The following is an 8,935-nucleotide window of genomic DNA, read 5'->3' as shown; positions in this document are numbered from 1 at the left end:
ACGTGGGAGAGTAGGTCGCCGCCAGGTCCATCAGACGCACAGCACGCCAACCGCAGCAGCCGTCGCTTCCCCAGACCCTCATCGCAATGATCCCCGCCCCCATGCACCAACATCCGCGGGGTGGAGCAGCCCGGTAGCTCGTCAGGCTCATAACCTGAAGGCCGCAGGTTCAAATCCTGCCCCCGCAACCAAATACCAAGAACCCCGTCAGCACCTCGCTGGCGGGGTTCTGGCGTTCTGGCTTGGGCGTTCCGGTGCCGCGTGCAATTGCCGGTTGACACCCGCCGCCGCTTGTCCTTCCTAAGGGGCCCGCGCTGACGATATAAGGCTGCGCTTCAATTGGAAGCACAGTCGGATATCGCTTGAGTCTGTCCCGCGAGCGGATTCACGCTCAAAGGCGATTCCACCTTCGGGCGATCCGCTCTCCAGGTTGGTATTTGGCCATGACCCTCCCGCTTCCCCCGTTCTACACCCATCCCCGCCCGATGCAGGCCGCCGTGGACGGGGTCCTGTCCTTGCGCCAGCCCATGGATTACCGCTTCGCCGCCGGTGTGCATTCGGTCCCCCTGGTGCTGGGGGAGTTCTTCGCCGCCGCCAAGTCCTTCCCTATCCTGTTCGCGGGGGAGGCGGGGGCGCCGGTCGCGTTGCTGGGCCTGCGCGAGGGGGAGAACCTGTTCGTCGATGCCCAGGGCCGCTGGGACGAAGACGCCTATCTTCCCGGTTATGTGCGGCGCTATCCCTTCATCCTGATGGAGGACAAGGCCGGGACGGAGTTCACGCTCTGCCTCGATGAGGGCGCGGACAATGTCGTGGCGGGCACCGAGAACCCATTCTTCGTCAACGGCCAGCCGACGGCCCTCACCGTCCAGGCCCTGAACTTCGCGCGCCAGTACCAGGCGGCGCATGTCGAGACCGCCGCCTTTATCTCCGCCCTGCGGGACGAGAACATGCTGGTGGAAAACCGAGCGGACATCGTCTTGAAGTCCGGGGAGCCGCGCCACCTGTCCGGCTTTCGTGTCATCGACGCGGGGAAGCTGAACCAACTACCGGCCGAGCGTCTGGTGGCGTGGCGCGACAAGGGCTGGTTGGCGGCCGCCTACGCCCACTTGGCCTCTCTCAGCGATTGGGCCTTGCTGATCAACCGGGCCGGCCGTTGACCGGAGGCACGGGAATGAGCGGGCTTCTGCCGCAGGAGATCGAGCCACCGACGCCGGACGTCGAGAAGCTGACCGGCCGCATGGTGCTGCCCATCCTGCCGCAATTGATGGCCTATCTGGCGGCCCTTCGGGCGCGGGTGGACGAAGAACTGCAGCCCACCTTTCCGGTCAACCCGGCCAAGCCCTATCCCCTGGGCCGTTGCGAGGAGATCACCCGCGCCGCCCTGACCGTGCTGTCGGGGCGCCTGCGTCGGCCGGCCCATCCAGTGGAGCAGGCCCTGGCCTCCTTCCAGCGCCAGGGGGGGCGGATCCGCAGCATCTGGGGGGCCTTGCGCGGCACCTACTTCCAGAACGCCTTGCAGATCGGCAGCCTGTATGCCGATGTCGCCAACGATACGGTGGTCATCACCAAGCCCAAGGTCGAGATCCTGCCGATCGCGGAATGCGGCTTGGTGCCCATTCGGGACGTCGACCATTTCATCGAGATCGCGGGGAAATACTGGGGGGCGGAGATTTTCCCCAATCTGGTGGTGCCGGAGCTGGCCCCGCTTTTCCCCATGATCAGCCGCATTCCCGGCCAGTCGGCCCGGCTGCAGATGGGCTGCGATTACATGATTGACCTGTTCCGCCGCGAGGGCTTCCGGGGGCCGGAGGCCTTCCTGGCATCCGCCGCCCCGCCGCCGCCCGACCTGGTGGACGAACTGCGCGGCCTCTGTCCCGACACTCTCCAGTCTGTCACGCCGGAGCTTGGGCGCGACCGGGCCGTCGCCGCCTGCCGTCGGGCCCGGGAGGGGGGCGCCGCCCGGGATGAGGCTTGGCGCGACCGCATGGTCCTGGACATGCTGAGCATACGGCGCCTGTAGAGCGGGTCTCTCAGGAGGGGAGTCGGTGGGGATGGACCGCCAACGGCTCCGCGTCACTCGCATCGGCGTTCAGGGACAGGGCGTGCAGCAGCCAGGCCCGGGCCTTGGTCCAGTCGCGGCGCACCGTGCGGTCGGTCACGCCTAGGGCTTGGGCGGTTTCCGCCTCGCTGTAGCCGGCGAAGAAGCGGCATTCCACTACCCGGGCCAGGCGCAGATTGAGGGTGGCCAGTTGGCCCAAGGCGTCATTCACCTCGAGGATGCGGCTGTCGCTCTGGAAAGAGCTGTGGGGCAGCATCTCATCCTCCAGGGGCAGGACCGCGGCCCCGCCGCCGCGCTTGCCGGCCAGTCGGTCGCGGGCGCGATTCACCAGGACATGGCGCATGGCCAGCGCCGAGGCCCGCAGGAAATGGCTGTGGTCGTTGAAACCGGCGGTGCTCCGCAGCTTCAGATAGGCCTCATGAATAAGGGCGGTGGTTTGCAGGGTGTCGCTGGGCAAACGCCGGCGTTCCCGCCGCGCCAGCCGGTGCAGGTCTTCATAGAAAAGGGGCAGCAAAGCGTCGGCCGTGCGGACGACCTCGGGATCGTCGCTGGGGACGACCAAATCCTGGATGGTGTCAGACATGAAGGGGCAGGGGGGCGGAACTACAAATCGATCAATACGATAGCATAGTTCCGCCGGACCACCGCAAGCGCCTATCGGAGGCAGGGTGGCCACCCACCCCTCTCCCATTCGGACGCCCGCGTGGATGGGGATCCGCCTCATCGCAGGTCGCGGCGCCATGCCCCCGGCGGCTTGCCGACGTGCTGGGTGAACACGCGGGTCAGGTGGGACTGGTCGCTGAAGCCGCAGATGATGGCGATCTCCGCCAATGCCAGGGCGGAGTCCGCCAGTAGCCGCTTGGCATGCTCCAGCCGGCAGGCCGTCAGCCAGCGGTGCGGCGTCTCCCCCACCGATTGGCGAAAGGCCTGAAGGAAATAGCCCGATGACAGCCCCAGCTCCGTGGCGATCTCGCGCAGCGAACGACCGTTCTGCACCGAGGCCAGCAGCATTTGCTTCGCCAGGCGCTCCTGGCGGGGGCTGAGGCCGCCGCGCGAGCGCGGCTGGCTCTCCAGCCCGCCATAACGTTGCGCGATATGCGTACAGAGCGCCAGGATGACGTGCTCGACGAAGAAGGCGCCGCTTTCACCGGTCTTGAGGGCCGGCAGCAAACAGGCGCCCAGGCGCAGCGCGTCCTCGTCCACCTTGCCATCGGGGCAGCGCAAGGCCGGGATAAGCCGTGCGTCATAGCGGCGCGACAGCTCGTTGAGCGCCGCCCGGGGGATACAGAGGGCCAGCATGTCGAAGGCGGACGTGATCAGCCAGCGCGGGCGTTGTTCCAAATGGACGATGGACACGCCGCCGGTGGCGTACGGCCTCACGATGTCCTCCCGATCCCCCTGCCAGGAGCGGTGGCTGCCCAGGGGCGCCAGTTGCAGCAGGATGAGGAAGGTGTCCTCCGGCTCAAACGGCAAAGTGGGATGGTTGCCTGGCACGACCGAGGTCAATCGCGTCACCGTGAGGCTGGCATCCGCATGGCGGCAATCGACCGACAAGCGGGGAGCTGGGGGCACATGGAAGCGCCGCGCCAGATGCGCCGTTTGGCTGCTGGATCCACGGCCCCGCAGCCGGGCGCTGTCACCGAAGGAAGGGCCCCCGGAATCCTTGAAGGCGATGGCGGGAGGCAGGCTTAAGGCGGCCGCTGGATAGTCGGGATGCTGGGCTGGATACGACATGTCCGGGTCTCCTTTCGGGTGGCGCCGAGGTCTCCTCAATGGGCACCCCATACGGCAGGGTGGTGGTCCGCTTGAGAAAACCCGGGCGCCCGTCCAAACCGGACACGGGACAGTGAAATTAATTCGGCGAGCTAATTTTTTCAGCCGCGGCCAGGGCATCGCGCGCCTGCCGCAGGACGGCGCTTTCCGGCGCGTCGGTCCGTTGGGCATCCGCCAGGGCCTGGGATGCGTCGTCCCTGGCCCCCGCCCTGTCGCCGGCGGCCAGGCGCACCGCGCTGCGGGTCAGCAGCAAGGTGGTATGGACGCGGACATCGTGCGCCGCCCGCAGGTCGTCATAGGCGGCCTGGGCGCGTTCGATATCGACCTTCGCCTCCGCCACATTTCCTTGGCCGAGCATCAGTCGCGCCCGTCCGGTCCAGGCCAGGGTCGGCGTGATGGACGTTAGACGCAGTCGCGCCTCATCATGGATGGCGTCGTCGAACACCAGCGCCGCGTCCTCCATGTTCCCCTGGGACAGCAGGTACCATCCCCACTGGCCGCGCAGATCCTGGGTGTCCTGGCCGTTGGGCTCCTTGGCCATGTTTTCCGCCAGCAGATGGGACAGCATGACGTGCGCGTCAGGCTGTCCCAGCCGGGCGCTGGCCAGCGCCAGCCCCAATCTCAGTCGCCGCATGTCACGCGGGTCGTCGGGCTGGCTTTCAAAGATGGGCCGTAGCCGTTCCAGGATGGGCAGGGCTTCGCCCGCCCGCCCCTCAGCCGTCAGGCTGTTGGCGTATAGCAGCTGGACCTGGGCGGCGGTGGTGCGGATGTCCGGCGCATCTGGCGCCGGGTTATCGCGGATTTGCGCCAGCAGGGTATCGTACAGCGCCAATGCCTCGGCGCGCCGGCCCAGCTTGTGCAGCAACTTCGCGCGCTGGGCCAAGGCGAACCAGTAAGAGGGACCGATGCCGTCTTCCGCCAGCGCCAGCGGGGCTGCCCGCTCGTAGTTCTTCTCCGCCTCGCCGGTGCGCCCCAGGCGCTCGAAAATCACGGCCTGGTTGACCAGGACGGGGGCAATTCCGACGCCGCCCGCGTCGTCGGTTGCCAGCCGGTGATCAAGGGCTTTCTGATACAGCGCGGCCGCCTCGGCGTAGTCGCCCGTCTGCATGCGGAGGATCGCGGCGTTCTGTAGGGCCCTGATATAGTCCGGGTCCTCGGGCGCGTACCGTTCATAGAGCGCGATCGCCTGGTCCAGCGCCTGTCGCCGGGCCGACTGGCTGTCGGGGCCGCTTTTCAGCAAGGCCGCCTGCGCCATCCACCACTGGGCGCGATACGCCGTCTCGTCGCGGCCGGAGGTGCGCAGCACGGCGTCCAGGGTCGCCATGACCTGCCGCGCCTTGCCCATGTCGTAAGCGGTGATGGCGCCCCAGGCCTCGTCAAACATAGAGTCGATGACGATGGGATGATCATCGCCGTAAAGCTTGCGTCCCAGCTCAGTTCGGTGGGCGGCGATCCGGGTGGCGCTTTCGGCGTCGTCCAGCGACTGATAAAGCTGACGGGTGATGCCATACAACTCCAGGGCCAGGCTGGGGTCTTGCGCAAACTCCCGCTCCACCCGGCTTGCCCCCAGATCCACCAGCTTTTCCGCCGGCACGTCGCGTCGGCGACGATCGGTGGGAAAACCGGCGTCAGTGGCGCCGAACAGGCTGACGACGAAGGCCTTGATGGTCTCCGCCCGGGCCATAGCCTTTTGCGCCCGCAGGTACTGCCAGGTGACACCACCCAGCCCCCCCAGGATGGCCAGGAGCAGCAGCCCGCCCGCCGCGATGGGCAGGCGGTGGCGCCGGACGAAGCGTTCCGCGACATAAAGGCGGGAGCCGGCGCGGGCGGACACCGGCTTGCCCAGGCGCATGCGCTCCACGTCTCGCGCCAAATCGTCCACGGTCTGGTACCGCTGCCCCGGTTCCTTGCGCAGGGCCTTGGCGACGATGGCGTCCAGATCCCCCGTCAGATCCTTCACCGGCACCGGCGGGCCGCCATCGGATCGCGCGGCGAACTGGGAAAGCGGCGGCGGCACCTCCTGCAAGGCGGCGCGGACGGCCAGGGCCAGCGGCATGCCCTCCAGCGTCCAGGGCCGCGCGCCCGCCAGAAGTTCATAGAGCAGCATGCCCAGGGCATAGGCGTCGGTGGCGGTGCTGATGGGGCCGCCCAGCAATTGCTCCGGCGCGGCATAGCCGGGGGTGAGCGGGGCCACCATCGTTTCCGCGATGGCCTCATCGCCGGTGGCGATGCGCTTGGCGATGCCGAAGTCCAGCAGCTTCACCTGCCCCTGGGGCGTCACCAGCACGTTGCCGGGCTTGAGATCCCGGTGGACGATCAGGTTGCGGTGGGCATAGGCGACCGCGTCGCACACGGCCAGGAACAGCGTCAGGCGGCCATCGAGGTCGATCCGCCGGTCACGGCACCAAAGGGTGATAGGCTGCCCCTCCACCAGTTCCATGACCATGTAGGGTTGGCCGTCGAACAGGCCGCCGTCCAGGATGCGGGTGATGGCGGGATGGTCCAGCCCGGCCAGGATCTGCCGTTCCGCCTGGAAACGGTCCATGTGCTCGACGGCTTCCCGCCGGATCAACTTCAGCGCCACCTGCTGCTCGAAATGGCCGTCCGCCCGCTCCGCCCGGTAGACCTCGCCCATGCCACCCCGGCCGATGGCCTCGATGATGCGGTAGGCGCCGACACGCTGCCCCGGCGCCAGGTTGGCGAGCGGGGCGGCCGGCGCGCCCTCCGCATAGGCGGCCGGCCGGTCCAGCCAGGTTTCGTCCCGCGCGGCCTGGTCCAGCAGACGGCGCAATTCGGACAGCATGGTGGTGTCGTCGCCCGCCAGACGCAACAAAGCGGCTGTCCGGTTGCTGGTAGGCACATCCAGCAACTGGTCCAGCGCGGCCTCAATACGGGGCCAGGCGGCTTTGGCGTTCATCGCACCCTGTCCTTCCGGGACTGTTGATATCGATACCATACACCGGCGGGCGCGCTACGATTTCGGGATTATTCTGATGCGGTCAACGCACAGCAGAAGCCAACGCCGCAGCCCTTAATGCCCAAAAAGATAGCCGCAGCCGCTATCGTCGGGGCTGTGGGCCAGGATGCGGTCATAGAGCGCGGCCTGGTCCGCCAGCAGGCCATCCGCCTCCTCCGCCAGCACCCAGCCGGCGGCGACCGCGCGGGCGATGGCGGTCTTAGCCTTGGCCACGAAGTCGGCGCGGGTGGGATAGCGCGCCGCCAGCGATGGCCGGGGGTCGTGCGCGGCAACCCGTTCCGCCTCCGTCCGGGCGAAGGGCACGAAGGAGCCGTCAAAGCGGCCCTGGTAGGTGGCGAAGCCGGTTTCCGGCGCCCGCAGGTTCCAGCCGGTGTGGGTGCCCAGCGGCACCTCCAGTTCCACCGGCCGGATGCCGCCCCGGTCGTTGCCGTCGGCATCGGGGGCGGGAACGCGGGTGGGATAGGGAAGGCCCCGCGCCGGCGGCACGGTGTCGGCGATGCCCTGGGCGTAGCGCGGGCCGAAGTCCAGGCGCGGCGGCATCAGCGGGCTGGCGGGTGGGGTGAGGCCCGGTACCTTGGGAAAGGCGGCCTTGTAGGCCTCGGCCGGGACCAGGGTGCCGTCCGCGAGTTTGGGTACGGCGCTGTCCGGCGGCAGGGCCTTACCCTGCACCCAGTTGTCCAGCGCCACCACGAGGGCCCGCTCCACTGGATAATGGTTGGTGGTGTTGACGCAGGCGGTGAAGGGGTGGCGGTCGTGGCTGCGGCCGACGTAATGCTGTGACCCCGCCAGCATGTAGATGCGGGCGTTCGGGTCGATGGCGGCGTCCGCCTGGCCGTCCGGGGTGATGTGCAGCAGCGAGGCGGAGCGGTTCCAATACTCCGCCGAGGTGTTGGCGAAGATCATCTTGGGCAGGGGCCCGGCCGCCCGCGCACCGTCCAGCAGCGACCCTGTCGCGCCCAACACCGGATCGGTCGAGGGGACGGTGGTGAAGGGAAAGGCGTCGGAAAAATAGATCTGTTCCACCAGCGGGCTGAAATGCCGCGTGGCCAGGCCGAAACGCTGGTTGAACCCGCCCTTGCCGGCCCCGGGCACCTGGGCGTAGGCGCCGTCGAAGGCCGGTCGGCCCTCCTCATCCCGGTTCCAGCCGTTGTACAGCATGGTGTCGATGACCCGCCCGGACTGCGAGATGCCGAAGATCAGCGCGCGGTCCAGCGGCGGTTGCCCGGCGAAGGGCTGGGTCTTGAAGAAGGACAGCAGGTCGCGGATGCCGGCCAGACCCACACCCACCACGTAGGGATCGCGGGAGGGGACGACCAGCTCATAGATTTTGCCGGTCTGGAACCCGGCTTCCAGGCGCACCTCCACCGGCGGTCCACCCTCCGGGTTCTCCACGAAGGCCCAGGCGCTGCGGGGAATGGGTTGGCGCACCGCGTCGGGGGCGTTCCGTTCCGTCAGGGTGGCATCGGGGGCGCCCTCGGTGGCAAAGGGGTAGGGCGTGCCCTTCATGCCGACGTAGGGCGCGGTCTGGGCCGCCCTGTCGACGATGAACTCATAGGCGACCTTGCCGGTGAGGGGCTTGCCACCTGTGTCCCGGGCCACCGGGGGCTTCAGGATGAAGGGTTTGTCCGACGGCCCGCCCGGCTGGACATCCCAGGTCCAGGCGGACCACAGCAGGGTGAAGCCGCGCTTGAAGAAGAAGCCGTTGCCGGTATCGGCCAGGGTGGTGGGATCGTTGTGCGGCGGGTTGGCGCCGTTGACCTGGCCCAGGGCCGCGATGCCGCCGCGGTTGTTGACGTCGTAAAACAGCGCGCCGTTGCGCCCGCCCGCATTAACGGGTCGCAGCATCATGAAATCCGTGGCGAAGACCACGCGGCCGTGATCGTCCTTGGGGGCCAGCGCCAGGTCGGTGATGCGGGCGTTGGCGGGCAGCGCCGGGTCCAACGCGATCCAGGCCGTCCCCCGGATCTTCTCGTATGGGCCCACGGCTCCGAAGGCCGTTCCATCGGCCAGCGCCGTGCGCTCGGTGATTTCCACGCGCTCCACCGCCGCCTGGGCCGGTGCCGTCCAGACGGGTTGGACCGCCAACAGGCCCATCAGGATAATCAGACGCCGCATTGCCAACCGCC

The 8,935-nt window shown here is 68.2% G+C and carries 6 protein-coding genes and 1 tRNA gene; 3 read left to right on the top strand and 4 right to left on the bottom strand.

The features are described from left to right. Positions 1-114: 114 nt before the first annotated feature. The 3 genes from FBZ90_RS25760 to FBZ90_RS25750 all read left to right on the top strand — a co-directional run bounded on the left by FBZ90_RS25760 (position 115) and on the right by FBZ90_RS25750 (position 2,020). A tRNA-Met gene (locus tag FBZ90_RS25760) sits at positions 115-191 on the top strand. A gap of 252 nt (positions 192-443) precedes the next feature. Further along, the gene (locus FBZ90_RS25755) at positions 444-1,157 is read left to right on the top strand and encodes a SapC family protein (RefSeq protein WP_145736240.1); all 714 of its coding nucleotides are present in this window, start codon (positions 444-446) and stop codon (positions 1,155-1,157) included. A 14-nt stretch (positions 1,158-1,171) separates the two neighbouring features. Further along, entirely contained in the window at positions 1,172-2,020 is an 849-nt protein-coding gene (locus FBZ90_RS25750) for a hypothetical protein (protein WP_145736238.1), read from the top strand. Between the two features lie 10 nt (positions 2,021-2,030). Here FBZ90_RS25750 and FBZ90_RS25745 read toward each other — a convergent pair whose 3' ends face one another. From FBZ90_RS25745 to FBZ90_RS25730, 4 genes are all read right to left on the bottom strand, one after another. Then, a complete protein-coding gene (locus FBZ90_RS25745) occupies positions 2,031-2,642 on the bottom strand; it encodes an ECF-type sigma factor (RefSeq protein ID WP_145736236.1) in 612 nt (203 codons plus the stop codon). 137 nt (positions 2,643-2,779) lie between these two features. Then, a complete protein-coding gene (locus FBZ90_RS25740) occupies positions 2,780-3,793 on the bottom strand; it encodes a helix-turn-helix domain-containing protein (RefSeq protein WP_186456048.1) in 1,014 nt (337 codons plus the stop codon). 118 nt (positions 3,794-3,911) lie between these two features. Next, positions 3,912-6,749: a serine/threonine-protein kinase gene (locus tag FBZ90_RS25735; RefSeq protein WP_145736232.1), complete on the bottom strand. Its 2,838-nt coding sequence runs from the start codon at positions 6,747-6,749 to the stop codon at positions 3,912-3,914. Between the two features lie 114 nt (positions 6,750-6,863). Next, a complete protein-coding gene (locus FBZ90_RS25730; protein ID WP_145736230.1) occupies positions 6,864-8,924 on the bottom strand; it encodes an alpha/beta hydrolase domain-containing protein in 2,061 nt (686 codons plus the stop codon). Between the last annotated feature and the right edge of the window lie 11 nt (positions 8,925-8,935).

The sequence above is a fragment of the Nitrospirillum pindoramense genome (assembly GCF_007827955.1).
GTDB classification, from domain to species: Bacteria; Pseudomonadota; Alphaproteobacteria; order Azospirillales; family Azospirillaceae; genus Nitrospirillum; species Nitrospirillum amazonense_B.
Note: the sequence above shows the minus strand (reverse complement) of the source record. Positions and strands in the feature narration are given on the sequence as shown.

Bases quoted from the DNA above. Each gene is read 5' to 3' on its own strand.
- FBZ90_RS25755 (WP_145736240.1), top strand. From the start codon at position 444: ATGACCCTCCCGCTTCCCCCGTTCTACACCCATCCCCGCCCGATGCAG.
- FBZ90_RS25750 (WP_145736238.1), top strand. From the start codon at position 1,172: ATGAGCGGGCTTCTGCCGCAGGAGATCGAGCCACCGACGCCGGACGTC.
- FBZ90_RS25745 (WP_145736236.1), bottom strand. From the start codon at position 2,642: ATGTCTGACACCATCCAGGATTTGGTCGTCCCCAGCGACGATCCCGAG.
- FBZ90_RS25740 (WP_186456048.1), bottom strand. From the start codon at position 3,793: ATGTCGTATCCAGCCCAGCATCCCGACTATCCAGCGGCCGCCTTAAGC.
- FBZ90_RS25735 (WP_145736232.1), bottom strand. From the start codon at position 6,749: ATGAACGCCAAAGCCGCCTGGCCCCGTATTGAGGCCGCGCTGGACCAG.
- FBZ90_RS25730 (WP_145736230.1), bottom strand. From the start codon at position 8,924: ATGCGGCGTCTGATTATCCTGATGGGCCTGTTGGCGGTCCAACCCGTC.